19 protein-coding genes are annotated in these 24,110 nt (G+C 66.3%); 15 read left to right on the forward strand and 4 right to left on the reverse strand.

The annotated features are described in order from the left end of the window. Nucleotides 1-5: 5 nt before the first annotated feature. Complete coding sequence (locus CX676_RS08610) at nucleotides 6-1,682, forward strand: Dyp-type peroxidase (RefSeq protein ID WP_101752246.1); 1,677 nt, start codon at nucleotides 6-8, stop codon at nucleotides 1,680-1,682. Nucleotides 1,683-1,704: 22 nt separating this feature from the next. Beyond that, nucleotides 1,705-3,057: a cytochrome P450 gene (locus CX676_RS08615; protein ID WP_101752247.1), complete on the forward strand. Its 1,353-nt coding sequence runs from the start codon at nucleotides 1,705-1,707 to the stop codon at nucleotides 3,055-3,057. A gap of 6 nt (nucleotides 3,058-3,063) precedes the next feature. On the opposite strand, the gene CX676_RS08620 is transcribed toward CX676_RS08615, so the two are convergent. Both CX676_RS08620 and CX676_RS08625 read right to left on the reverse strand, forming a co-directional pair. Next, the gene (locus tag CX676_RS08620) at nucleotides 3,064-4,599 is read right to left on the reverse strand and encodes a TRAFs-binding domain-containing protein (RefSeq protein ID WP_101752248.1); all 1,536 of its coding nucleotides are present in this window, start codon (nucleotides 4,597-4,599) and stop codon (nucleotides 3,064-3,066) included. Nucleotides 4,600-4,611: 12 nt separating this feature from the next. Then, nucleotides 4,612-5,757 carry a patatin-like phospholipase family protein gene (locus CX676_RS08625; RefSeq protein WP_101752249.1) on the reverse strand — a complete coding sequence of 382 codons (1,146 nt, stop codon included), beginning with the start codon at nucleotides 5,755-5,757 and terminating at the stop codon, nucleotides 4,612-4,614. A gap of 124 nt (nucleotides 5,758-5,881) precedes the next feature. Here CX676_RS08625 and CX676_RS08630 point away from each other — a divergent pair, with 124 nt between their 5' ends. Beyond that, nucleotides 5,882-6,427, forward strand: a complete 546-nt coding sequence (locus tag CX676_RS08630) for a hypothetical protein (protein WP_157935885.1) — start codon at nucleotides 5,882-5,884, stop codon at nucleotides 6,425-6,427. Between the two features lie 28 nt (nucleotides 6,428-6,455). On the opposite strand, the gene CX676_RS08635 is transcribed toward CX676_RS08630, so the two are convergent. Next, nucleotides 6,456-7,922 carry an OmpP1/FadL family transporter gene (locus tag CX676_RS08635; RefSeq protein ID WP_101752251.1) on the reverse strand — a complete coding sequence of 489 codons (1,467 nt, stop codon included), beginning with the start codon at nucleotides 7,920-7,922 and terminating at the stop codon, nucleotides 6,456-6,458. Between the two features lie 406 nt (nucleotides 7,923-8,328). Here CX676_RS08635 and CX676_RS08640 point away from each other — a divergent pair, with 406 nt between their 5' ends. From CX676_RS08640 to CX676_RS08675, 8 genes are all read left to right on the forward strand, one after another. Then, nucleotides 8,329-9,387: a type 2 periplasmic-binding domain-containing protein gene (locus tag CX676_RS08640; RefSeq protein WP_101752252.1), complete on the forward strand. Its 1,059-nt coding sequence runs from the start codon at nucleotides 8,329-8,331 to the stop codon at nucleotides 9,385-9,387. 10 nt (nucleotides 9,388-9,397) lie between these two features. Further along, the gene (locus CX676_RS08645; protein WP_101752253.1) at nucleotides 9,398-10,345 is read left to right on the forward strand and encodes a hypothetical protein; all 948 of its coding nucleotides are present in this window, start codon (nucleotides 9,398-9,400) and stop codon (nucleotides 10,343-10,345) included. Nucleotides 10,346-10,351: 6 nt separating this feature from the next. After that, nucleotides 10,352-11,038 (forward strand): class I SAM-dependent methyltransferase, encoded by a 687-nt coding sequence (locus CX676_RS08650; protein WP_101752254.1) that lies wholly within the window; start codon nucleotides 10,352-10,354, stop codon nucleotides 11,036-11,038. Between the two features lie 35 nt (nucleotides 11,039-11,073). After that, nucleotides 11,074-12,915 (forward strand): anion permease, encoded by a 1,842-nt coding sequence (locus CX676_RS08655; protein WP_101752255.1) that lies wholly within the window; start codon nucleotides 11,074-11,076, stop codon nucleotides 12,913-12,915. Further along, the gene (locus tag CX676_RS22530; RefSeq protein ID WP_157935887.1) at nucleotides 12,912-13,973 is read left to right on the forward strand and encodes an ABC transporter substrate-binding protein; all 1,062 of its coding nucleotides are present in this window, start codon (nucleotides 12,912-12,914) and stop codon (nucleotides 13,971-13,973) included. Before CX676_RS08655 ends, CX676_RS22530 begins: the two co-directional genes overlap by 4 nt. Then, complete coding sequence (locus tag CX676_RS08665; RefSeq protein WP_157935888.1) at nucleotides 13,973-17,764, forward strand: nSTAND1 domain-containing NTPase; 3,792 nt, start codon at nucleotides 13,973-13,975, stop codon at nucleotides 17,762-17,764. Before CX676_RS22530 ends, CX676_RS08665 begins: the two co-directional genes overlap by 1 nt. Before the next feature lie 75 nt (nucleotides 17,765-17,839). Further along, nucleotides 17,840-18,196 (forward strand): VOC family protein, encoded by a 357-nt coding sequence (locus CX676_RS08670; RefSeq protein WP_101752257.1) that lies wholly within the window; start codon nucleotides 17,840-17,842, stop codon nucleotides 18,194-18,196. Between the two features lie 92 nt (nucleotides 18,197-18,288). Beyond that, the gene (locus CX676_RS08675) at nucleotides 18,289-19,083 is read left to right on the forward strand and encodes an enoyl-CoA hydratase-related protein (protein ID WP_101754228.1); all 795 of its coding nucleotides are present in this window, start codon (nucleotides 18,289-18,291) and stop codon (nucleotides 19,081-19,083) included. Nucleotides 19,084-19,086: 3 nt separating this feature from the next. Here CX676_RS08675 and pdxR read toward each other — a convergent pair whose 3' ends face one another. Continuing rightward, nucleotides 19,087-20,571 (reverse strand): MocR-like pyridoxine biosynthesis transcription factor PdxR, encoded by a 1,485-nt coding sequence (pdxR, locus tag CX676_RS08680; protein ID WP_101752258.1) that lies wholly within the window; start codon nucleotides 20,569-20,571, stop codon nucleotides 19,087-19,089. Between the two features lie 115 nt (nucleotides 20,572-20,686). Between pdxR and CX676_RS08685 the strand changes: the two genes are divergently transcribed. The 4 genes from CX676_RS08685 to CX676_RS08700 all read left to right on the forward strand — a co-directional run bounded on the left by CX676_RS08685 (nucleotide 20,687) and on the right by CX676_RS08700 (nucleotide 24,110). Continuing rightward, nucleotides 20,687-21,691, forward strand: a complete 1,005-nt coding sequence (locus tag CX676_RS08685; RefSeq protein ID WP_101752259.1) for a TRAP transporter substrate-binding protein — start codon at nucleotides 20,687-20,689, stop codon at nucleotides 21,689-21,691. A 93-nt stretch (nucleotides 21,692-21,784) separates the two neighbouring features. Next, entirely contained in the window at nucleotides 21,785-22,342 is a 558-nt protein-coding gene (locus CX676_RS08690) for a TRAP transporter small permease (RefSeq protein WP_101752260.1), read from the forward strand. Beyond that, entirely contained in the window at nucleotides 22,342-23,682 is a 1,341-nt protein-coding gene (locus tag CX676_RS08695; RefSeq protein ID WP_101752261.1) for a TRAP transporter large permease, read from the forward strand. The genes CX676_RS08690 and CX676_RS08695 overlap by 1 nt, the downstream gene beginning before the upstream one ends. 17 nt (nucleotides 23,683-23,699) lie before the next feature. After that, a complete protein-coding gene (locus CX676_RS08700) occupies nucleotides 23,700-24,110 on the forward strand; it encodes a nuclear transport factor 2 family protein (protein ID WP_101752262.1) in 411 nt (136 codons plus the stop codon).

Genomic DNA, 24,110 nt, shown 5'->3' on the forward strand with positions numbered 1-24,110 from the left:
CGCCTATGCAACGCAGCCTGGACCTGGACGACATACAGGGCAACGTGACCCGCGCCTATGGGCGCTATGCCTTCCCCTTCTCGCGATCCTTCTTCCTGAACATTCAGGACTGCGGCAAGGGCCGGCAATTCGTCGATGCGGTGCGCAAGAAGGTCACCACCAGCGCGACCTGGACCGAGGCCACCAAGCCGCGCTGCACGGTGAATATCGGCTTCACCTTCTTCGGCCTCTACAAGCTTCTGGTGCCGCAGCGTACCCTGCGCGACATGCCGGAAGAGTTCATCTCGGGCATGCGCGACCGGGCCTTCCTGCTGGGTGACCGCGACCCCGGCAAGACCGAGGCCGAGGCCAAGGGCTGGGACGCGCATTGGGACCCGATCTGGCAGCAGAACCGCATCGGTGACGGCGATATCGGCAATGACAACGTCCATATCTGGGTGTCCTTCAACGCCCAGCTGAAGGAACTCGGCAAGGCCGAGCCGGTCGACGAGCTGGAAAAGGAATGCCAGTGGCTGCGCGATCTTTGCGACCATCTGGCCGGCGGCGTCCGCATCATTCCCCATAACGGCCGGGCGGGCGATCAGGAATACCAGGAGGGCTCGGTTCTTTTCGTCCAGCGCGGCGACAAGCTGATCCCGACGCCGAACGAGCATTTCGGCTTTACCGACGCCATCGGCGACCCGGTCTTTCGCGGGCAGTTGAGCGATGCCGAAGCGAAGGACGCCGTCATCGGCACCGGCAAATGGATGAACGCCAAGACCGGCTGGCAGCCGATCGAGCCGGGCGAGTTCGTGCTTGGTCATCCCGATGAAAGCCAGGAACTGCCGCCCATCGCGCGGCCGCCGGAATTCATGACCAACGGCACCTTCATGTCCTATCGCAAGCTGCACCAGAATGTCGGCTCGTTCGAGGCGGTGGTGGCGGAAGAAGCCCGGACCTATGCCAAGTTGCAGGCCATCGACGAGCCCGAGGCGCGCGAGACCCTGCGCGCCAAGATGTGCGGGCGCTGGTCGGACGGGGTGCCGCTGGCGCAGGCGCCGACCTATGCCGAATGGCAGGCGATGAGCGAGAAGCTGGGCTTCAACGTCGCCGATCCGGTTCAGGCGCTGTGGAACAAGCTGAACTACATCCGCTCGCCCGAGGCGTCGAATTTCCGCTATGCCGATGACATGCTGGGCTACAAGACCCCGCTTGGCGCGCATATCCGGCGGATGAACACCCGCGACTACATGGACCCGCTGAACCAGACCGGCATCGACCCGGCGACCGGCTGCCAGTTCGCCAATCCGAATGCCACCCACGGGCTGAACAAGCGCCGCCGCATCCTGCGCCGCGGCCTGCCCTACGGCCCGCCGCCGGGGGCAGAGAAGACCGACGAGACTGAACAGGGCGTGGCGATGATCTCGATGTGCGCCAGCCTGCAGCGGCAGTTCGAATTCGTGCAGCAGCAATGGATCCAATACGGGCTGGATTTCCATCAGGGCAATGACACCTGCCCGATGCTGGGCAATCACCACCAGCACAAGCGCTTCTCGATCCAGTCCGACCCGGCCTCGGGCAAGCCGCCCTTCATCATGAGCAAACTACGAACCTTCGTGGAATGCCGGGGCGGGGATTACTTCTTCGTCCCCTCGCTGACATCGCTGAGGATGATGGCGATGGGCATCATCGACCCGACCTGAAGCCCCCCACAAGGAGACGGGCATGATTTCTGCCATTCGCAACGCGGTCATGACGCCCCTCGCGGTGCTGACCGTCTGGCTCGAGGGGCTGTGGGGGCTGCTGCAGGTGCTAGCCCTTGGGGCGAAGGCCGCGATGGGCGGCAAGGCCAAGCTGGCCGAGACGTTCAAGCAGCCGGCCACGCAGCGCAAGGTGTTCCAGGTGCTGCGCGCCTTCTGGCCGAACCTGTCGCTGAAGCGGCAGTTGGTGAAAGCCTATGACAACAGCGGCACCGTCATCGTCACCCGCAGCGATGACTGCCTCGACGTGCTGAACCGCAACGAGGATTTCGAGGTCGTCTATGGCAGCCGGATGCGCAAGCTGACGGATGGCGAGAACTTCTTTCTCGGGATGCAGCCGGGCTGGGATTATACCCGCGACACCTCGGCCATGCGCCTTGCCGCGCGGCGGACCGATGTGGCCGAGATCGTCTTGCCCCGCGCCACTGAACTGGCGGGCGAACTGGTCGCGGCCAGTGGCGGCAAACTGGACCTGCCGGCGCAGTTGGGACTGCAGGTGCCCTGGGACATGACCGACCGCTATTTCGGCGTGGGCGGCCCGGATGCGGCGACGATGAAGGAATGGACCACCATCCTCTTCTGGTATCTCTTCGAGGACCTGCCCGCCGATCCCGAACTGGACCGCCGCGCCATGGCGGCGGCCAAGGGGATGCGCGACTATCTCGACGGGGCCATCGCCGCACGCAAGGCCAGCCCCACCGAGACGCCCGACATCCTGAACCGCTGCCTTTCGCTGCAATCCGCCGGCACGCCGGGGATGAGCAATCTGGGCATCCGCAACAACCTGCTGGGCCTGCTGATCGGCGCGATCCCGACGATTTCCAAGGCCAGTTGCTATGCGATGGACGAGCTGTTGAACCGCCCGGACATGCTGGCCCGCGCGCATCAGGCGGCGGTTGATGGCGATGACGCGCTGCTGGCCAATTGCATCTGGGAGGCGCTGCGCTTCACCCCGCATAACCCGGTCATCTATCGCCGCGCGGCGCGGGATACGGTGATCGCCCGCGATACCTTGCGCGAGGTGAAGGTGGCGAAGGGCCAGATGGTCTTTGCCGCCACGGCCTCGGCGATGTTCGACCGATATGCCGTCGAAGCCCCGAACGAGTTCCGCACCGACCGGCGGTTCGAGACCTACATCATCTGGGGCTATGGCATGCATACCTGCTTTGGCGCGGCCATCAACGAGGCGGTGATCCCGGCGGTGCTGAAGCCGGTGCTGGCGCAGAAGAACCTGCGCCGCGCGCGGGGTGCGGCGGGCCAGATCGACACCGGCCCGACGCCCCATCCGCAGCATTTCCGTCTCGAGTTCGACCGCTGAACGGCCTCAATCGTAGTCGATATGCAGGCTGAGATCGATCGAACGGACCGCCCTGCCCGGTTCCAGCACGGGGCGGATGGTGATCAGCCCGTCCGGCCCGGTTTCCGCGCGATGATTTGAGGCTGACGGCATCTCGGCCGTCGAGGCCGCCCGCAACCGTGCCGCCGTCGGCGTCGCCTGTTCATAGGCAGCAAGCGCCACCGCCAGCTTCTGCCGCTGCTCCTCGCGGCTGGCGCGGGCGAAGGGGCTGGCGAGGCCCTCGATCTTGCGGTCCAGCCGCGCCTCGTCCGCGCTGCGGCCCATGCCCTGATAGGCTTCGGCCAGCGTCAGATAGATCCATTCCCGATCGCCGCGCTTGGCAAATCCATCCTCGTCGCCGATCAGCCCCTCGCAGATTTCCGCGACCTGCCGACGGACGATATTGGCGTAACCATGGCTGACGATGGCATCGGTATCATCCTCGGTCAGGCTGGCCTTCAGCGTGTAGAGAAAGGCCAGGTTGATGCCGTTGTAATAATCCTGCGCGATGTGGAAGCCACGCTCATAGAAGCGGATAGCCCGGTCCAGATCGCCCGCGTCACCGGTCAGATCATAAAGCCGCTTGCTGATCGCACCCGACAGACCAAGCGTCTCCGGCGCGGTCGACAGGCGCGGCGCGGCATGGGTTTCAAGCAAAGCTTCGGCCTCGGTCAGTGCCGCCAGCGCGCGGTTCCGGTCGATCTGCCCGTTTGCATCGCGCACCTCTCCGGCCTTGTAGGTCGCCAGTGCGAGGCGCTGCACCAGAAAGAGATCGGGTTTGCGGCGGCCATCCGGCCCAGCCTGCATCGCCATCGCCTGTCGCAACTCGGCAATCGCCGTCTCGAAATCCTTGGCCCGGATCGCCGCCTCGGCCCGGTCCATCATCGCGGCAAGGTTCGGACCGCTGACCGGCGCGGCCTGCTGGCGCGTGGCGGGGTCGACATAATCCGGAGGCAGGATGAAGCTGTCAGCGGCATAGGCGGGCGGGGTCATGCCGATCAGCGACTTGAAGACCGGGCTGTCGGATTCGGCCTGCAGCCCCGGCACGGCGGCGCGCCGCCGCTCCTCGACCGAGGCGATCTTGCGCAGAAGATCGGCCAGATAGGGCACGAAGCGCGCTTGTTCCTCGCCGTCGATCTCGTCCCCGCCATGGGCGTATTGGTGGATCACGAAGGAACTGAGATCAAAGGGAATGCGCTGCAGCAGCAGGCTCTCGGCGATGATGACCGTGGTGTTCGGGCGCTGCGCATGGCGCACGCCCAGCTCGTAAAACACGTTCGGGTTCAGCGTCGACAGGTCTGCGATGACCAGATCGGCCTGAAAGATCCAGCGATACATGACCGCATCGATCTGCCCGGTCAGATTGGCATCGATGGCGCGGAAGGCATTGATCCCGGCCAGATCGCAGGCCGGTTGCACCAGTTGCCGGAAGGTCTGGTCAAGGTTCAGTACCCGGCCGGTCGGATAATCGGTCTTTCGGCCAAAGCCGGTGACCAAGAAGCAGGTCAGTTGCGGGTCGGTCATGCTGCCCCCTGCTCAGGCGATGTCGAACTTGGCGTCGAAATGCGCGGGGTCGATCAGCGCGGTGGCCGCCTTTCCGATCTGGATCAGCTGGTCCATGTTCTCGGGCTTGTCCATCTGCGCCAGCGAGTCGAGCTGGTCCGCGGTGAAATCGAGGTCCAGCCGGTCCTTCAGCCAGTCCTGATCGAACTCGACATTGTAGCGCAGATAGGTCAAGAGCGGATTGCCCCCGCCCAGCAGATCCTCTTTCAGATCGCCGATCTCGCTGTCGATCTCGCGCGCGGTCGGGCTGTCGGACATCCATTGCAGCAACAGCTCGTTCAGCGCCGCCGCATCGTCCATCAGCGAGGTCAGGCCGCGCACACCCAGTTCGGCGGCGGGCATCATCATCACCTTCTCTTGGTCCAGCGCGGCGGTCTTGGTGCCGGTCCCCAGCGAGACGATCAGGAGCTTGTCGCTGCCGGTCGGCCAGTCGAGCCCGTGACGTTTCAGCGCCGCCAGCATCAGCAGTTGCAGCGCCGGGTTGTTATGCGGGCTGACCCCGCCATCGACGAAAGCGCCCTCAAGATCGGCCGAGACGCGGATACGCTCGGGCTCGAAATAGGTCGGCGCGGCGGCGCTGGCCCGGACCACCTCGCGCAAGAGGAAATCCTTGTTCGCGATCGAGCCCGTGCCCTCGCGCTGGTTGAAATAGGTGCCTTTCGGGCAATTGTGGATCACCCAGGGGCTGCCGGTATCCAGCCGCTTCACCACCACGGCAAGGCCGGTCTTCAGCTCGGGTCCGCCAAGACAGATCTCGCCGAACTCGCGCTCCAGCCCCTCGCGGATGGCCTTGGCCGAAAATTTCGGTCGCAGAAGACCCTTGCGGAACATGCTGGATTTGAAGATGTCGTTGCCGAGTTCCCTATAGATCGCATCGACCCGATCCACCGGCCAGCCAAGCGCCAGCGCGGCGGCGATGATCGCGCCGGTCGAGGTGCCGCCGATCAGGTCGAAATAATCCGCCAGCACCGCATCGGGATTGCCGCTGCGTTCCCGCACCAGCGCCTCGATCTTGCGCAGCATCTGCAGCGTCAGGATGCCGCGAATGCCGCCGCCATCCAACGCCAGAATCCGCTTGGGGCCGGGGCCGAACAGATGCGCGTTCAGGTCTTTCGACATGTCTCTGGTCCTTTCAACGCCGGCCACGGTCGGCCCGGCAGGGATGCTTGGGTAAGGCGGTTGACGCCGCTGGGGCGATGAAACAGGGTCTCCCCCGGCGATGCGGCAGGGAAAGGTCATCGGATTGGGCAAGATCATTCTTTTCAGCGGGCATATGACCGACGGGCCGAACCGGCCCGAACCGCGCTTTCCGGCCTGGCTCGAGCCGCAGGTCCGCACCGCGATCCGGTCCGCGCTGCAAGACTGGCAGGTCGGACCCGGTGATACCGGCATCTGCGGTGCGGCGCGCGGCGGGGATATCATCTTCGCCGAACAGTGCCTTGCGCTCGGCGCGCGGGTGTCGCTGTTCCTGCCGCTGCCGGTCGCGACCTTTCTGGAGGCCTCGGTGCGCCTGCCCGACGAACTCGACTCTGATTGGGAGGCGCGGTTCTTCGGGCTGCTTGATGACTGCCCGGCCGAGGGACCGGAGGCAGATGACGGCGCCCATCCCTTCGCCGCCAATAACGCGCGGATGCTGGCCGAGGCCCGGAAAGCCGCCGGGGGCGATGAGCCCTATGCGCTGATCGTCTGGGACGGGCGCGATCCCGATGGCAAGGGCGGCACCGCCGAGATCGCCGAGGCGACGGAAGGCTGGCGGCATCGGGTCATCATCGACCCGGCCGCGCTCTGACCGCCTGCCGCCTTGCCGGTCCACGGGATCAGAACTCGTGGATGTATTGCGCCATGATGATGTCGGCATCGATCTTGATATCGCCGTTCAGCGTGCCGCGCCCCGGGTTGTTCTCATCCGTCAGCCGGATCGGCGCATCGTCAAAGAAGGTATGCGACCAGCCCAGCTTGATCGTCCGCCCGGGGCGAAACTCATGCGCCACGCCAAGCGCGACATAGTAGCGGTCGGCATTGGGGGCGCGGGGGTTGCGCACCTCGGTGGGCGTCGGGGTCTCGTCATAGGCGATGCCGCCGAAGATCTTGGTCTCGGGCGTGACCTGGTAGCCCATGCCGACGGCGATATACCAGGCATCGTCCCAGCCATTCCGGACCCGCAGGGTGCCGATATTCGAGGTCTCGATGACGGTATCCTTGAAGGCGCTCCAGCCGGTCAGCGTGGCCGAGCCATAGACTTCCAGCTTGTCGGTCAACTGGCCATGCGTGCCCAGTTGCAGCATCCAGGGCGTGGCGATGTCGTATCTGGCACTGCCCTCGGCTGAGATCCCGGCCAGCGCCAGCGCGCCCATGGTCGCGTCGGGGCCGGACAGCACCACATCCCCGTCAAAGCCGTGGTCGATCTTCGAGCGATAGGAGAGGCCATAGCGCCACTGGTCGTTCGCCTGATACTCGACGCCAAGGGTCACGCCGAAGGCCAGGTCATTGCCCTCGAAATCGGCCGAGGCATCGGTATCGGCCGAGGGCGCTGCAGGGTTCAGGGCCAGGTTGGTGGCGAATTCCGAGGTGTAATACTGGATGTTCAGCGCCGCCGCGACGCTGAGCCGGTCATTCACCTTGTAGGCCAGCATCGGGCTGAGGTTATAGGCGGTCAGCGCGGTGGTGGTGGCGGTATAGCGCGAGGCGGCCGTATCGGTGTAATCGGATTCCGTCGCCCAGGGCGCGTTGAAGGAGAGGCCGAAATACAGCTGGTCGCTCAGCTGGCGGCCCAGATACCAGTAGCCCGAAACGGTATTGTCGAGAAATTGCGACGGCACCGCGGGCGAACCATCGGTGACCGGCGCGCCGCCAAGCGCCGTTGCCGAGAGGTTTTCGAATGTATCCCTTGGCATGATATAGGTCAGGCCGAAGGATCCATGCGTACCCGGAAAGCGCGTCAGCGAGGCCGGGTTAGAATAAATCGCGGAAATATCGTCGATAGATGTGCCATTTGCGGCATAGGCCGTTCCCAGCCCCTGCGCGCTTTGGTGAAGGTTTTGATAGCCATTGGCCGAAACCGTCAGCGGATACAACCCAAGGATGATAGCGGTCGAGCATAGGGAAAAACGACGGAAACACATGCTTGCAGCCCTTTCAGTATGGCATTGCCGTTTCATGTCAGCGATCATTGCCCGCGCCGCCCAAGCCCACCGGCTGACCGGGCGGATGGGTTCTACCCGCGAAAATCCACCGGCGCCCTCGCCCGGCACCCGCGTCAATCGGCAATGCGAATCGCTAACCATCTATGACAATTTGTTTTTTTAACTAGGCCAGAGGGTCGGCACCTTCGTCAAGCACGGCGCATCCGGGCGCTGGACTTCCGCGTTGATGTGGCATTTCCTTCACCCCCCCGCCACATCGGAAACCCTGCCCGAACCGCCTTACCCTAGGTCAAGTTCAGCCTTGACGTAACACATCTTACGCGCGAAAACTAGAATAAACCGGAGAGTTTCATTGTCCAGAAAAGTCGAGTTCGGGAGGATGAATACACTTCGACATATTGTGCTTATGTCGCTTTTTGTCCTAGCCGGAACTTTTCCGGCATCGGCACAGATTTGCGACCTTGCCGATCCGGTGAAGCCAGCGGACTTTCCAGATCAGCCGATAAACATATTCATTCCGCGCAGCAGCGCCTCGGGTTCCCTCGGGTTGAACGAGGAAATCGCCAAGGCGATCCGAGGGCTGAAGGATGAAAACGGCAATGATCTGAATATCCGGGTCAACACCCTGTTCAAGTTCGGCGGCGACCTGCATGCGGCGCTGGACTATTTCTTCGACCTGCCGCCGAACGGCTATAACGTCATCCAGCTGACCGACACCTATGCCAGCACGCTGGCCGAGTCGGGGGCGGCGGAATCCGGGGCGGCGGATAACCGGCTGGTGCCGCTTGCGCTGGCGCAGATCACCCTCAGCCAGCTCTACATCCGCAGGAACGATCCGAATTTCTCGGATCTCGATGGCTTCATCAGCTATGCCTCGGCGCGCGGCTCCGAGGCCGAGGCCGCGCCGGTGCAGATCGCCCTGTTCGGCACCAAGGGCGAGCAGTTCGGGCTCGAGGATATCCTGCTGGAGAAATTCGCCGACAATTTCGCCACCGGCGCGCTGACCGCCACCAGCGTCGCCGAGGCCGCGCCCGATGCAGCGGGGGAAGCCCCCGCGACCACGCCCCCCGCCCCGGAACTGGCCCTGGGGCCGGTGGGGTTCGAAAGCGGATCGGCGCGCTATTTCTCGCTATTCGGCGCCTCGGCCGAGACCGGGCGCCGGGTCGACGCGCTGATCGAGCAGCCGGGCGATGTGGCGCGGCTGATCAATGGCGGGCTGATCAAGCCGATCTTCACCTTCCTGCCCGAACAGGACCTGAACCGCGAGGTTGCCGCCGACCTGCGCGCAAGGCTTGGTGCCACCGCATCCTTCCCCGAGAAGGGCAGCGAGCATTGCGCCATCTATTACCGTTATCGCGGCTTCTTCATCCCCGCCGACGTGCCACCCGAGCGGCGGCAGTTCCTGGAATGGGTGTTCCGCAAGGCCTTCGATTCCGACAGCTTCCGGGCCTTCAACCATGCGGAATACATGGATGTGCTGTACCAGGATCAGGATATCGCCAATGCCTATTGCTCGACGCCCGATCTGAACGCCTTCTTCCAGAACAGCATCCGCGAATACCGCGAATGCCTGAAGGACGGCGCCGCAGCGTCGCCAAGCCCGTGACGAGGCGGGCATGAGCGATCGAATCCTTGCCGGGCTTGCCCTGCGCGCCGAGGCGGGTGACCCCGAGGCCAGCCGGCTGCTGGCGCAGCGGCTGGCAGGCAATCCGCTGATGCGGGCGCTGTTCGGCGCTGATGCCGACCGGCTCGCCGATCACCTGCAGGGCTTCAACGCGCTGTTGCCGGTCTATCGCGCGGCCATGGCGGATCTGGGCCTTCCAGAGCCGCAGGACGCCTATCTCTTCGACCTGATCCTGCCGCTGACCCGCTTTTTCCGCCAGCGTATCCCCGCCGGGCGTGCGCCCTATCTCATCGGGCTGGCGGGAGGGCCGGGGGCCGGCAAGACCACGCTGTCGCGGCTCCTCTCCTGCTGTCTGCAGGCGATGATCGCGCCCGCGCCCCGCTGCCTCAGCCTCTCCATCGACGATTTCTACCGCCCGAAAGAGGAACGCCTGCGCCGCGGTTTCAAATGGCGCACCCTGCCCGGAACCCATGACACCGAGCGGATGGCGGATGTTCTTGCGGCGCTGGACCGGCCCGGTACTGGCACCCTGACTGTGCCGCGCTATGATCTCGGGCGCGATGTCCCAAGGGCCGACGAGGTGGTAAGCGGCAAACCCGACATCTGCATCTTCGACGGCGCGATGGTGGGCTCGCCCCTGCCCGGCTATGACCGGCTGGCGCGGCGGCTCGACTTTCTCATCTTCCTCGACCTGCCCACGCCGCTGCTGAAACGCTGGCGGTTCGAGCGGGAACGCAAGCTGCGCGCCGCAAGCGACGGCACGGTCGGCTTTCCCGAAGAGGTGATGCAGGCCTTCTGGGACGAAGCGCTTGGCCCCAGCATCGCAAACTGGGTCGCGCCCAATGCAGCTAGGGCCGATCTGGTCCTGTCCATCGACGCGGGGCGCCGGGTCACGGCGGTCCGCCAGCCCCAGCTTTGCCCAACCGGAACCCATGTGTGAGACAAGATGACCGATCAGGCAACCGATGATGACCTCGCCCACCGCCAGCGCGTCGATGCGTTGCTGCGGCAGGGCAAGAACGTCTACCAACCGCTTTACAACTATCCCTATCCGCAGGCGTTCGCGGCGCTCCGCCCCTGCGCCGACCGCTGCCGCGCGGTCGAGGCCAGCATGGGCGGGGCCGTCGCCGGGCGGCGGCTGTGGGACATGGGCTGTTCGCTTGGCTATAATACACTGTGGTTCGTCGATCGCGGCATGACCGGCACCGGCATCGACATCGACCCGCGCAATGTCGCGCTATGCCGCGAGATCAGCCGATGGACGCCGGGCGAGGCGCGGTTCAAACAAGGGGAACTGTCCCGGGAGATGGTCGAGGCCATGAAACCGGGCAGCCATGATTACGGCTTTCTCTTCAGCATGTTGCACCATGTGATCGAGACACGGGGACTGGCCTATGTGCAGGCGATGATGCAGGCGCTGACCGCGCGCATCCCGGTCCTCTATGTCGAACTGGCGCTGCGCTCCGAGGTGCCACCGCCCGGCTATGACTGGGCGCGCCATTTGCCCGAGGACGAACTGGCGATCTTTGCCACCTGCGAGGGGTTGAGCTTTCAGCTGATCGGCCGCTTCCCGACCCATGTTGGCCCGGTCACCCGCCCGATCTACCGCGTCTCGCGAGGGAGGGAGAACTGACGCCCGCCCCCGCCCCTGCGCCGGCCACGCTGCCGTTGCCCGCAGACGCGCTGCTGGCCGACCCGATCCTCGGGCGGCTGGAGGGTATGGCGCTGTCGGCCTTGATCCCGCATGTGACGCGCCGGGTGATCGCCGCCGGGGACTTCCTCTACCGCGCCGGCGAGCCAGCCGATACCGTCTTCCTGATCCAGAACGGCGCGCTGCGGCTGGAGAACGGGCAGGGTCGCAGCGCCCGACAGGTCGAGGGCTGCGCCGGCGAGGAGGCGCTGCTGGGCCTCGGCAGCCACAGCGCCAGCGCCATGGCCGAGACCGAGACCACGGTGCTGGCGATCCCGGCGGGCCAGTTGGCCCATCTCGCCGGCCGCCGCCGCGACCTTCGCGAGGCGTTCTTTCGCGCCTATGCCGGACGTTATGACGGACAGGCTCAGGCCACGCCCCACGCAGCGCCCGACAAGCCCCAACCCACCGCCGAGGGCCTCGGCCCACTGCTGGGCTGGCTGCTGACCATCGCCCTGCCCCTCGCCGTCTACCTCGTCGCAGAGCGGCTGCCGTTGGACCCTGCCGCGACGGATTTCCTGGCCATCGTGATGGTTGCCGTGGTGATGTGGCTGTTCGGGCTGGTGCCGGAATACGTGCCGCCGCTTTTTGCCGCGCTGGCGATGATCCTGCTGGATGTGGCGCCGCCCGCCGAGGTGCTGTCGGGCTTCCGCTCGGACAGTTTCTTCGTGACGCTCAGCATCTTCGGCATCGGCGCGCTGATGGTCTCGTCGGGGCTGACCTATCGGTTCTCGCTCTGGGTGCTGGGCAAGGTTCCGGCGACGCCCTTCGGCTATAACCTCAGCCTCTTCGGCATCGGCATGGTGCTGTCGCCCGTCATCCCCTCGGTGGTCGGGCGGGTCAGCATCATCACGCCCTTGATGATCGAGTTGATCGAGATCTCCAGACCCGAGGCGCACGATCGCTTTGCCAACCGGCTGATCTTCAGCCTGCTCTCGGGCGCCTCGATCTTCGTGCCGATCTTCCTGACGGCGGCGGTGCCGAACCTCGTGGTCTATGGGCTTTTCGACGCGCAGACCCAGTTCGCCTTCGGCTGGATCGCCTGGCTCTACGCCGCCTCGGTCTTCGGGCTGATCGTGCTGGCTAGCTTCTGGCTGGTCTCGGCGCTGATCTTCGGCCGCGCGCGCAGCTTCAGCCTGCCGCGCGCCACCATCCGGGAACAGCGCCGGCTGCTGGGCCCGGTCTCGGCGCCGGAATGGGCGGCGGCGCTGGCGGTGCTCGCCATGATTGGCGGCATCCTGACCGGGCCGTCGCATCGCATCGACGTCGCGTGGATCGCGCTGGCGATCTTTGTCACGCTGATGATGTTCGGCACGCTTGGCCGCGAGGCGATCCGGGCGCAGATCGACTGGCCAATCCTGATCTATCTCGGCACCATCATCGGCTGGGTCCCGGTCGCGGCCATCACCGGCCTCGATCAGGTGATCGTCACGCATCTGACATGGCTGGGCGAGTCGATGAGGTCGGATTTCCCGCGCTTCATCCTGATGGTCTCGGGGATGATCCTCGCGGTGCGGCTGGCCCTGCCGACCGGGGTGACGGTGATCCTCTTCACCACGGCGCTGTTTCCACTGGCGGCGGCGCAGGGGCTGTCGCTCTGGCTCATCGGCTTCATCATCCTCGCCGTGGCCGACACCTATGTCTTTCCCTATCAAAGCTCCTATTACCTCAAGCTGCGCAGCGATCTGGAGGCCCGCGGCCTCGCCCATGTCCTGGACGAGCGGCGGATCATCGCCGCGAATGTCGTGATGATCGCGCTGAGGATCGGGGCAATCTATGGCAGCCTGCGCTTCTGGCAGCATCTGGACCTGCTGTCATGACCCGCCGCCATCTGCGGCTGGCCGTGATGCTGGTCTTTGCCTGCCTGTTCTTCGCGCTGGTGGTGGTGCAGAAATCCCAGACCGCGCGCATCCTGATCATCCACAGCAACGATCCGGCCTATCCCTGGGTCGCCTCGGTGAACGAGGGGCTCACGCGCGGCTTCGAGGGGCGGCGGAACATCCTGTTCCGCTATCACTACATGGACCTGAAGAACCATACCGATGCCGCGTTCAAGGAGCGCGCGGCGACGCTGGCGCTGAACGCGGTCAGCAGCTGGGCGCCCGATGTGCTGGTGCTGGTCGATGACGAGGCGCAGGCGCTGGTCGGCAAGGCGGTGGTCGCGCCGGCACCGGGCGCGCCGGGGGTGCGGGTGGTCTTCAGCGGGGTGAATGGCGAGCCCGCAGACTATTACCCGCCGGGCGCCGAGGTGACCGGCATCCTTGAACGCAAACCCCTGCCGGCGATCCGCGATGCCGCGCTGTCCATCGCCTTGGAAAGCGCGACACGACCGCCCCGCGCCCGCCCGCGCATCCAGTTCATCGGCGATCATTCCTCGTCCATCACCGCCGAGATTCCCTCTTACGAGAGTTTCGACTGGTCGCCGGCCGATTTCCTGCCGCCGGTGCAGGTCGACACATTCGCCGATTGGCAAGTGGCAGTCGAGCGGGCGGGGCGCGAGGCCGATGTGATCCTTGTCACCAATTACCGCAATATCCGCGACGGCGCGGATGGCCCCTTCCTGCGCCCGGCGGCGCAGGTCATGCAATGGACCGCCGAACATGCGACCGTGCCGGCGATCGGCATGGGCGCCACCAACAGCGAGGACGGGTCGATGCTGACCGTGTCGGTCTCGCCCTTCGAACAGGGCGAGGTCGCCGCCGCGCTGGCCCTGGAGCTGCTGGACGGCACGCCCCCCGCAAGCCTGCCAGTCGTGGTGTCCAAGCAATTCATCGTGCAGGTCTGCACCCCCACTCTGGCCCGCTGGGGGCTGACCCTGCCACCGCTTTACGAGGCCTTTGCCCGCGCCACCGACCATTATTACGAGGAGGGGTGCTGATGAGCACGCTGTTCCTCAGTCACAGCTCGGCCGACAATACGCTGGCACAGGATCTCGCCGCGCGGCTGAGGGCGCAGGGCCATACCTGCGTCTTTCTGGACCTCGACCCGGAAAAGGGCATCGTCGCCGGCATCAGCTGGGAACGCACGCTCTATCGCAAGCTGCGCGCCTGCCGGGCGGTCATCGCCATCTGCACCGACAGCTACCTGGCCTCGCATTGGTGCTTTGCCGAGATCGCGCTGGCGCGGATGGAGGGCAAGCAGATCATCGCGCTGGTCGCCGACCCGATCAGCGACCCGGGCCGCCTGCCCTCGATCCTGACCGAGCGGCAGTTCATCGACCTGCGCCGCGATCCCGAAACCGGCTATCAGCGGCTGTGGCGCGGGCTGAAGGAGCTGGACCTTCTGGGCGCGGTCGGGGACTGGGACCCGACTGCCTCGCCCTATCTCGGCCTGAACGCCTATCAGGAAAAGGACGCGCCGGTCTATTTCGGGCGCGAGGATGAGATCCGGGGCGCGATCGAGCTGGTCGACCGCGGCGCGCCGGGGCTGATCCTCGTGATCGGTGCGTCGGGCAGCGGCAAATCCTCGCTGGCCCGCGCCGGCCTTATCCCGCGCCTGCGCCGCGAGCCGGAGCGCTGGATCGTGCTCGACCCGTTCCGACCGGGCCGCGATCCCTTTGCCGAGCTGGCGCAGGTCATCGGCCAGGGCTTTCGCCGCTATGCCCCCGATGCGCCCCCGGCGCTGCACGAGGCCGGGACACTTGGCGACCGGCTGCGCGACTGGCAGGAGGTCTCGAAACAGCGGCGCAGTGCCGAGCCGGCGCAGGTCGGTGCCACTCCCGTCGATCCGTCGCGGCTTGGCCGGCTGATCAGCGAACTGGAGGCGCTGAAACGGCAGGAGCCGGCCTCGCGCGAGGCCTCGCTGCTGGAATTCCTCGACTGGAGCCTGACTGACCTGCGCCGCATCTTCGGTCGCCATCCGGCCCCGGGTCATGGCGGCAGCGCAGCCACCCCGCTGCTGGACCTGATCGCGGACCTGCGCCGTAGCGCCGGCCACACCACCGCCCGCGTGCTGCTGGTCATCGACCAGTTCGAGGAGCTTCTGGGCACCGACAGCCCCGAGGGCGAGGCCGCGCGCTTCCTTGGCCTCATCGCCGCCTCGCTCGCCGCCGAGGGCTCGCCCCTGACCGTGGTGGCGACGATGCGGTCGGATTTTCTGGAAAGCTTCCAGACCGTCAACGCCCATCACGGCATGGATTTCGCCACTCTGTCGCTGGGGCCGATGCCGGTCGAGGGGATGCGGCGGGTGATCGAGGCGCCGGCGAAGCTGGGTGCGATCGAGCTGGAAGCGGGCCTTGCCGACCGTCTGCTGGCGGATGCGAGCAGCGCCGACGCCCTGCCGCTTCTCTCGTTCACGCTCTATCTTCTCTGGCGAGACGGGCATCAGGCGGGCCGGCTGACGCTGGCCGATTACGACCGGCTTGGCGGGCTGGAAGGCGCGGTGGCGAACGAGGCCGATGCCATCCTCGCCACCGCCCGCCAGCGGGGTCAGGAACCTGAACTGCGCGCCGCCTTCCTCGAGATGGTGCGGCTGGCCGAGGACGGCCAGTTCACCCGCCAGCCTCTGGCGCTGGACGAGCCGGAACTGGTGCCGGTGCAGGACCTGATCGACCGCTTTATCGAGCGCCGCCTGCTGATCTCGCGCGCCGAGGGCGATCAGCGGGTGGTCGAGGTGGCCCACGAGGCGCTGTTCCGGGCCTGGGCACCGCTGGCGCAATGGCTCGAGGATCACCGCAGCGAGTTGCAGCTGAAGCAGCAGATCCGCCATTCAGCCGCGGCCTGGGAGGAACACCGGCACCAGCCCGACTACCTGTGGCGCGGCGCGCGCCTGTCCGAGGCGGTGGAACTGGTCGGGCGCGGCGGGCTGGAGGGCAATTCGAAGGAGGAACGCCGCTGCAAGGCCTTCGTGCTGGCCAGCGAGTCGATGCGCAAGCGGCAGGGCCGCCGCCGCCGCAACCTGGTCCTGACGGTCGCGGCGCTGCTGCTGGGCTTCCTCGGCTATGCGCTGAAGAACGAGGACGAGGCCAAGTCGGCCGAGCGCGCCTCATGGGCGCGGGAACAGGCGCTGCGGGCGATCGGCACCTTGGCGACCGAACCGCTGGCCAGCATTCGCACCGCCGAGGCCGCCATCTGCATGACCCAGATCCATGATGGGCAGGTATTGCCCGAGGCCGAAGGCGCGTTGAACCGCGCCGTCAATGCGCTGGAAAAGCAGCGCAGCCTGACCGGCCACAGCCGCGCGGTCTCGCGCCTGATCTTCCTGCCCGAGGCGGGGGGCGGCCAGCCGGCCACGACCGAGCGGCTGGTGTCGCTGGGGCTGGATCATGCCGCGCTGCTCTGGACCCTGCCCGGCAGCGGCGCGCCGAAATGCTCGGGCGTTCTGCCGGAGGAGCCGCTCTTGCCCCGCGCCAGCCAGATCGCCGGCGATCCCGGCAGCCGCCTGATCGCCGCCGGCCTGCCGGGCGGGGGTGTGACCCTGCAGGCCATCCCGGCCTCTGGCCCGCCCCCGGCGCCGGTCGCGGTTCTGCAGCTGAGCGCCGAGGTCTCGGCCCTTGCCATCGCGCCCGGCGGCAGCCGCATCGCGGCGGCGGGCGAGGACGGATCGCTGCGGATCGGGGGGCTGACGGCGTCGGGCGTGCCCACGCAGCCGATGGCTCTGCCCGACCGGCCCGCCCGGATCGACGTGCTGGGCTTCAGCGGCGATGGCGCGGTGCTGGCGGCGGGCAGCTGGGACGGGTCGGTGACGCTGTGGGACAGCGGCAGCGGGTTGATGCTGCGCCGCCTCGACGGCCATGCCGAGGCGGTGACCGAGCTGGCCTTCAACGGCGATCTGCTGGCGACGGCGGGATGGGACCAGGTGGTTCGGCTGTGGAACTGGCGGACGGGCCGTCTGTTGCAGGTCCTGCCGCATGAGGGCCGGGTCTCGGCCCTGCGCTTCCTGCCCGGCGAAGGCGAGGCCGCCAACCTGGCCAGCGCCAGCTGGGACCGCACGGTCAGGATCTGGGACGTGACCAACGGCCAATTGCTGAAGACGCTGGAACATGGCGCGCCGGTCGTGTCGCTGGCGATCACACCCGAGGCACGCTCGCGGCTGGGGCACCAGACCGGCGGTCCGCTGATCGCCACCGGCGATTGGGATGGGCGCGTGTCGGCCTGGAATGTCGAGCTTGGCCCCGGCGCCCCGGTCTCCTCGCGCATCGTCGCCCAGCATCTCGAGCCGGTGAACGATCTCAGCTTCACCGGCGATGGCCGCTTCCTTGCCAGCGCCAGCGATGACGAGACGATCAAGGTCACCCGGCTTTTCGAGGATGAGGGGCAATATCTGTGGCGCAGCAGCCTCGATCTCAGCCCGCCGACCGGGGGCAGCGACCAGGCCCGCTGGATCGCGATGATCCAGAATGGCGAGGTGCGGGTGCTGGACCCCGAGGCGCAGGCCCGCCCCCGCACGATCACCGATTTCGACGGCAATGCCACCGGCATCGCCTTCCGCAGCGACGGCCCGCAGGTACTGGCGATCCGCGCCAACGAGCTGTTCGACTATCACCTCGATCCGACCGAGCTGATGGTCTGCGCCGACAGGATCGCCCAGCCCGCTTTGCCACAGCCGCCCGAGAACCCCGATCTCGGCAATCTCTGCGCCGGGATCGAGACCGACCAGGGCTTTACCAGCCTCTGGTCGCAGGCCACCGCGCCGATCGCGGGCCTGGTCCGGGCGATCACCGGGCGCTGAACCCACCTCGCAGCCGGAAACTGGCCTCTGCGGCCAATCCGTGCATAGCTGGCCCTGACCATGAAAGGACCTGCCATGCCGCTGCGCCTCGACCACCTGCACATCTATGCCACTGACCCCGAAGCCAGCGCGGCGGGCTATCTGCAACTTGGCGCGCGGCGCGTCAGGGAAGTGACTACCGCCAATGGCCTGCGCATCGTCCTCGACCTCGCCGGCCTCAGCCTGTTTGTCGAGCAAAGCCCGGACGGCAGCACCGGCATCGATCATCTCGCCATGGCCAGCGACGATCTGGACAGCGATCTGGCCGCAGTCACCGCCGAGGGCGGGAGCATTATCATCGGCCCGCGTGAAGCCGGGCCGGGGCTGCGCATCGCCTTTGTCGAACTGGCCGACGGCCAGCGCGCCGAGGTGCTGCAGCGCGGGATCGTCTGACCGCCTTCTTGTGCCGAGGCGTCGTTCTTGCCCTGTCCGGGACAGCCGTGGTCGGCAAGGATGGGTCGCAGAACCTGACGAGGGGCCGAACCATGACCGACGCCGCCGAAGCCTTCATCACCACCCGCCGCGAGGGGGCGATCCTCGAGGTTACGCTGGACCGGCCCAAGGCCAATGCCATCGACCTTGCCACCTCGCGCGCCATGGGGCGGACCTTTGCCGCCTTCCGCGACGATCCCGGGCTGCGGGTCGCCATCGTCAGGACCGGGGGCGAGATGTTCTTCTCGGCCGGATGGGATCTGAAGGCGGCGGCCGAGGGGGCCGAGATCGACGGCGATTACGGCATCGGCGGTTTCGGCGGGCTGCAGCTGCTGCCTGATCTGAACAAGCCGGTCATTGCCTGCGTTTCGGGCATGGCGGTCGGTGGCGGCTTCGAACTGGCGCTGTCCTGCGACCTGATCTATGCTGCCGACCATTCCCGCTTCGCCCTGCCCGAGATCCGCGCCGGCACCATCGCCGATGCCGCCACCATCAAGCTGCCGCGCCGCATCCCCCATCACGTCGCCATGGAGATGCTGCTAATGGGCCGCTGGATGGAGGCAGAGGAGGCGCTGCGCTGGGGGCTGGTGAACGAGGTGCTGCCTCAGGACCGGCTGGAGGCGCGTGTCTGGGAGGTCGCCCGGCTGCTGGCCTCGGGTCCGCCCCTCGTCTTCGCCGCCATCAAGGAGGTGCTGCGGGTGTCCGAGGCCGAGGATTTCGCCACCGGTATGGCGCGGATGATGAACCGGCAATTGCCGACCATCGACCGGCTCTATGGCTCCGAGGATCTGCACGAGGGCGCGCGCGCTTTCGCCGAGGGCCGCGATCCGGTCTGGCAGGGGAAGTAGGCGCTAGATCCGCGCCATCCGCCGTGCGATCAGCCCGATCCCCGTGGCGATCGCCTCTTCGGCGATCGAGCCATAGCCTAGGCGGAAGAAGGGACAGGGGACGGGCTGGCTTTCGAAGAAGACCGCCCCCGGCTCGATCAGCACGCTGTCCTCGCGTAGCGCCGTTGCCAGCGCACCCGCGTCGATGCCCTCACGCCCCTCGATCCAGACGCTTGACCCGCCCGCAACCGGCGCCCCGGCGATGCGGAGGCCATGGGCATAAAGCGCCGCCTCCAGCACCTCGCGCCGCCCCTTCAGCGCCGCTCGAAGCCGGGCAATATGGGCGTCATAGTGACCGAGCGCGAGGAAATAGGCGGTGATGCGCTGCAAATGGCTGGGCGGGTGGCGCAGCATGATCGAGCGCAGCGCGCGGGCCTGCGCGATCAGTTCCGCCGGGCCGACCATGTAGCCGATGCGCAGCCCCGGAAACAGCGACTTCGAGAAGCTGCCCAGATAGATCACCCGCCCGTCCTCATCCATGGATTTCAGAGCCGGGGCGGGCGGGGCGAGATAGGACATCTCGAAATCGTAATCGTCTTCGATGATCAGGAAATCCTGCACCGAGGCCCGCGCCATCAGGTCACGGCGGCGGTCCAGCGGCATGGTCACGCCGGTCGGGATGTGATGGCTGGGGGTGACAAAGACCAGCCGCGTCTGCTCGGGCAGGTCGGACGGGTTTAGCCCGCCTTCATCCACCGGCAAAAAGGTGGTCGGGCTTTGCGCCCTGCGCAGGGTCTCGGCGAAATCGGGATAGCCGGGTTCCTCGGACACTGCCAGCCGGTCGACGCGCGACAGCAGTTCCACCGCCAGGAACAGCCCGTTCTGCGCCCCCAGCGTCACCAGAACCTCATCGGGCCGGGCATGAATCCCGCGTCGCGGCAGGGTGTTCGAACAGATGTAATCGATCAGCAGCGGATCATCGGCGCCATAGCGGTCGGCGGCCAGATCGGCGAAATCGCGGGTGCCCAGCGCCCGGCGGGCGCAGTCGCGCCAGGCATTGTGGTCAAACAGCGCCGGATCGGCCTGCCCGTAAATGAAGGGAAAGCGATAGTCGCGCCAGTCGGCCGGCTTGCGGATCACCCGGCGCGGCATGTGATGGCTCGAAAGCCAGTCCCGCCAGTCGGGCTGCTGGCCATGCGACCGGGCGGGGGGCTGGTCGGGCCGCGCCGTCCGCAAACGCCCGTGCGGCACCGTCTCGGCCACGGCAATGCCCGAGCGTGGCGCTGTCTCGAGGTAACCTTGGCTGACCAGATCCTGATAGACCAGCGTCACCGTCATCCGCGAGATGCCCAGCACCTCGGCCAGTTGCCGGCTCGAGGGCAGCCGCGTCCCCGGCCGCGCCCGGCTTTCCAGCACCGCCCGCACGATGGCAGCGGCCAGCCGTCCCTGCAGCGTCGGCGCCTCGCCCTCGCGCAGGAAGATCGTATCAACGGGAAGTCGCGCCGGCATCTGGACCTATCTTCGGATCAAACTGGACATATCATCGCCCTGTCCGCTCTGCAATCTTACCCGTGTCATGTCGCCGCACCCCCACCCAGCGGCCATACACAGGGAGAGAAAAACAATGTCTGCAATGACCCGCATTCTGACCGGAGCCGCCACCGCCCTCGCGCTGGTGCTGCCCGCCCATGCCACCGAATACCGCGTCGCCGTGGGCGATGGCGCCGGCGGCACGCAAGAGGCCCTGGGCAAGGCCTTCGTCGCCGCGCTGGAAGAACAGTCCGGCGGCAACATGACCGCGAAACTCTTCCTGAACGGCCAGCTTGGCGACGAGCAGGACACGGTGACCGCCGCCGCCACCGGCACGCTGGATTTCTCGATCCTCGCCATCAACAACATCACCCCCTTCTCGCCCTCGGTCGGCACGCTGACCCTGCCCTATGTGATCCTGAGCCAGGAGGACGCCGAGAAGGTGACCCAGGGCGAGATCGGCCAGCAGATGGTCGAACAGACCATCGAGGATGCCGGCGTGCGCATCATCGGCTGGGGCTATTCCGGTTTCCGCGTTCTGACCAACTCGAAGAAGCCGGTTTCGACCGTGGCCGACCTGCAGGGTCTGGTGGTCCGCGTGCCGAAGAACGAGATCATGATCGAGACCTACAAGAGCTGGGGCATCAACCCGACCCCGATGGCCTGGGGCGAGACCTTCGCCGCGCTTCAGCAGAAGGTCGTGGACGGCCAGGACAACCCCTACATGACCGTCTACGCGATGAAGTTCGACGAAGTTCAGAAATACATCACCAATATCCGCTACATCTTCTCGATCGAGCCGCTGATCGTTTCGGAAGCCCTGTTCGAGGGCCTCAGCGAAGAGGAACAGGCGCAGGTGCTGGCCGCCGGTGAAGCCGCGACCAAGGCCTCGGCCGAGTTCCTGCGTGCCGAAGAGACCAAGATCCGCGAAGAACTGGTCGCCCGCGGCATGGAAATCACCGAGCCGGCCGATGGCGAGAAGGAATTCATCGCGCTGGCCGAGGCCGCTGTCTGGCCGAAATTCTATGACCAGATCGGCGGCAAGGAGGTTCTGGACAATGTCCTGACCTCGCTGGGGCGCCCCGCCGCCGCGGAATAGCTTTCCTCCCCGACTGGCGCGCGGGCTCTGGTCCTGCGCGCCACTTTTCCTCCGCTGACTTTCCCCCAACGCGCCCCTTTCCGGAGGCCCTGCATGTCTATGCTCTGGTCGTTCCTTGACAAGTTCGAAAGCCATCTGTGCCGGATCCTTCTGGCGGTGTTCGTGACATTGCTTTTCGTGCAGATCGTCGCCCGCCAGATCTTCGGCTTCTCGATCACCTGGATCGAGGAACTGTCGGTCATCCTGTTTGTCTGGTTCGCCTATTTCGGCGCCTCCTATGCCGCCCGCATGGCGGCGCATAACCGCGTCTCGTTCCACCTGAACATGATGCCGCGCACCCGCGCCCGCATCGTCGAGGCCATCGGCGACGCCTTCTGGATCGCCTTCAATGTCGTCTTCATCTGGCAGTCGATCGCCTTCATCAGCCGGCTGAAGCCCTTCGTGAAGGCCCAGACCCTCGGTTGGGAAATGCGCTACGTCTACCTCGCGCTGCCCATCGCCTTCACCCTGATGACGCTGCGCATCCTGCAGGTGAACTATCTGAAACTGGTCCGTGGCATCGACCCGGCCGATCCCGACAAGGTGACCGTCGAGGCCGTTCTGGAACTGGCCGAGGACGAACAGCGCGCCTTCGACCGGAGGAACCACTGATGGACAACCTGCTGATCGAGATCCTGTTCGGGTCGTTCTTCCTGCTGATGGTCCTGGGCGCGCCGATCACCGTGGCGCTGGGGGTCTCGGCGCTGGCCGCGATGCTCTATCTCGGCGACAACCCGATCAAGATGGTGCAGATGGCCTGGTCCTCGGTGGGGTCCTTCCCGCTGATGGCGCTGCCCTCCTTCATCCTCGCCGGGGCGCTGATGGAGGCCGCGGGCCTCTCGCGCCGGCTGATCGCGGTTGCCGAAAGCCTCGCCGGGCCGTTCACCGGCGGCCTCTCTGCCGCCACCGTCATCGCCTGCCTGTTCTTCGGCGCGATCTCAGGTTCCGGCCCCGCCACCACCGCCGCCGTCGGCATGCTGATGATCCCGGCCATGGTGCGCCAGGGTTATGGCGGTGGCTATGCGGCTGCGGTCACGGCCTCGGCCGGCGGGCTTGGCATCATCATCCCGCCCTCGATCCCGATGGTCATCTACGGCATCTCGGCCATGGGCCTGCAGCCCGACCCCGCCGCGATCGAAGCGCATGGCCAGTTCCAGTCGGTCTCGATCTCGAAACTGTTCATCGCCGGCTTCCTGCCCGGTGTGGTGATGGCGGGCGGCCTGCTGATCATGAACTACATCCGCTGCCGGATGCGCGGCTTCCATGGCTCGGCCGAGCCGCTGTCGCTCAGGAAGGTTGCCTGTGCCTGCTACAAGGGCTTCTGGGCGCTGATGGCCCCGGTGGTGATCCTTGGCGGCATCTATTCCGGCTTCTTCACCCCGACCGAGGCCGCCATCGTCGCGATCTTCTACACCCTCTTCGTCGGTGTTGTGATCTACCGCGAACTGGACCTCAACGAAGTGGTCAAGTCGCTGGACACCACCACCTGGCTTGCCGGGCGCGTGCTGCTGGTCCTTTTCGCCGCCACCATCTTCGGCCGGGTGCTGGTCGAGAACAACATCCCCGGGGTCATTGCCGGCGGCATCCTGTCGCTGACCGACAACCTCTACATCATCTGGGCCATGGTCATCGGCCTGCTGCTGATCGTCGGCATGTTCATGGAGACACTGGCCGCGATCATGATCCTCGTGCCAGTGATGCTGCCGGTGGCCTACATGATGGGCATCGACCCGATCCACTTCGGCATCGTGATGATCTGCACGCTGTCGGTGGGCTTCCAGACCCCGCCACTGGGCGAGAACCTGTTCATCGCCTCGGGCATCTCGGGCATCTCGATCGAGCGGATCAGCCTGCGCGCCCTGCCCTTCGCCGCCGCCTCGGTCTCAGCCATTTTCCTCATCGCCTGCTTCCCCGAAATCGCCCTCTGGGTGCCGCGGATGCTGGGCTACTAACAGAAAGGACCTTTCCTATGACCGCCACCACGACGCGCCGCGCCCTGACCGCCGCCGATCTGAAGGCCACCTTCGACGCCTTCAACCGCCACGACATCGACGGCGTGATGACCCATTTCGCCGATGACTGCGTCTTCTTCACCGTCGCGGGCGAGCATGAATACGGCAACCGCATTGAGGGCAAAGCCGCCATCGCCAAGGCGTTCGAGGGCGTCTGGACCACCATGCCGGACGTGCAATGGGCCGATCACAGCCATTTCCTCAGCGAGGATGGCAGCCGCGGCGTCAGCCAATGGACCTTCCGCGCCACCAACCCCGATGGCACTCGCACCGAAGTTCAGGGGGTGGACCTGTTCCGCATCAAGGACGGCCAGATCGTCGAGAAACAGGCGATCCGCAAGCAGCGCCCTGCCGTTCCCGCCAAGTGA

The sequence above is a fragment of the Paracoccus zhejiangensis genome, assembly GCF_002847445.1.
In the GTDB taxonomy this organism is placed as follows: Bacteria; Pseudomonadota; Alphaproteobacteria; order Rhodobacterales; family Rhodobacteraceae; genus Paracoccus; species Paracoccus zhejiangensis.

What these genes read in the sequence shown, in the direction of transcription:
- CX676_RS08610 (WP_101752246.1), top strand. Translation starts at nt 6, where the DNA reads ATGCAACGCAGCCTGGACCTGGACGACATACAGGGCAACGTGACCCGC.
- CX676_RS08615 (WP_101752247.1), top strand. Translation starts at nt 1,705, where the DNA reads ATGATTTCTGCCATTCGCAACGCGGTCATGACGCCCCTCGCGGTGCTG.
- CX676_RS08620 (WP_101752248.1), bottom strand. Translation starts at nt 4,599, where the DNA reads ATGACCGACCCGCAACTGACCTGCTTCTTGGTCACCGGCTTTGGCCGA.
- CX676_RS08625 (WP_101752249.1), bottom strand. Translation starts at nt 5,757, where the DNA reads ATGTCGAAAGACCTGAACGCGCATCTGTTCGGCCCCGGCCCCAAGCGG.
- CX676_RS08635 (WP_101752251.1), bottom strand. Translation starts at nt 7,922, where the DNA reads ATGGTTAGCGATTCGCATTGCCGATTGACGCGGGTGCCGGGCGAGGGC.
- CX676_RS08645 (WP_101752253.1), top strand. Translation starts at nt 9,398, where the DNA reads ATGAGCGATCGAATCCTTGCCGGGCTTGCCCTGCGCGCCGAGGCGGGT.
- CX676_RS08650 (WP_101752254.1), top strand. Translation starts at nt 10,352, where the DNA reads ATGACCGATCAGGCAACCGATGATGACCTCGCCCACCGCCAGCGCGTC.
- CX676_RS22530 (WP_157935887.1), top strand. Translation starts at nt 12,912, where the DNA reads ATGACCCGCCGCCATCTGCGGCTGGCCGTGATGCTGGTCTTTGCCTGC.
- CX676_RS08665 (WP_157935888.1), top strand. Translation starts at nt 13,973, where the DNA reads ATGAGCACGCTGTTCCTCAGTCACAGCTCGGCCGACAATACGCTGGCA.
- CX676_RS08670 (WP_101752257.1), top strand. Translation starts at nt 17,840, where the DNA reads ATGCCGCTGCGCCTCGACCACCTGCACATCTATGCCACTGACCCCGAA.
- CX676_RS08675 (WP_101754228.1), top strand. Translation starts at nt 18,289, where the DNA reads ATGACCGACGCCGCCGAAGCCTTCATCACCACCCGCCGCGAGGGGGCG.
- pdxR (WP_101752258.1), bottom strand. Translation starts at nt 20,571, where the DNA reads ATGCCGGCGCGACTTCCCGTTGATACGATCTTCCTGCGCGAGGGCGAG.
- CX676_RS08685 (WP_101752259.1), top strand. Translation starts at nt 20,687, where the DNA reads ATGTCTGCAATGACCCGCATTCTGACCGGAGCCGCCACCGCCCTCGCG.
- CX676_RS08690 (WP_101752260.1), top strand. Translation starts at nt 21,785, where the DNA reads ATGTCTATGCTCTGGTCGTTCCTTGACAAGTTCGAAAGCCATCTGTGC.
- CX676_RS08695 (WP_101752261.1), top strand. Translation starts at nt 22,342, where the DNA reads ATGGACAACCTGCTGATCGAGATCCTGTTCGGGTCGTTCTTCCTGCTG.
- CX676_RS08700 (WP_101752262.1), top strand. Translation starts at nt 23,700, where the DNA reads ATGACCGCCACCACGACGCGCCGCGCCCTGACCGCCGCCGATCTGAAG.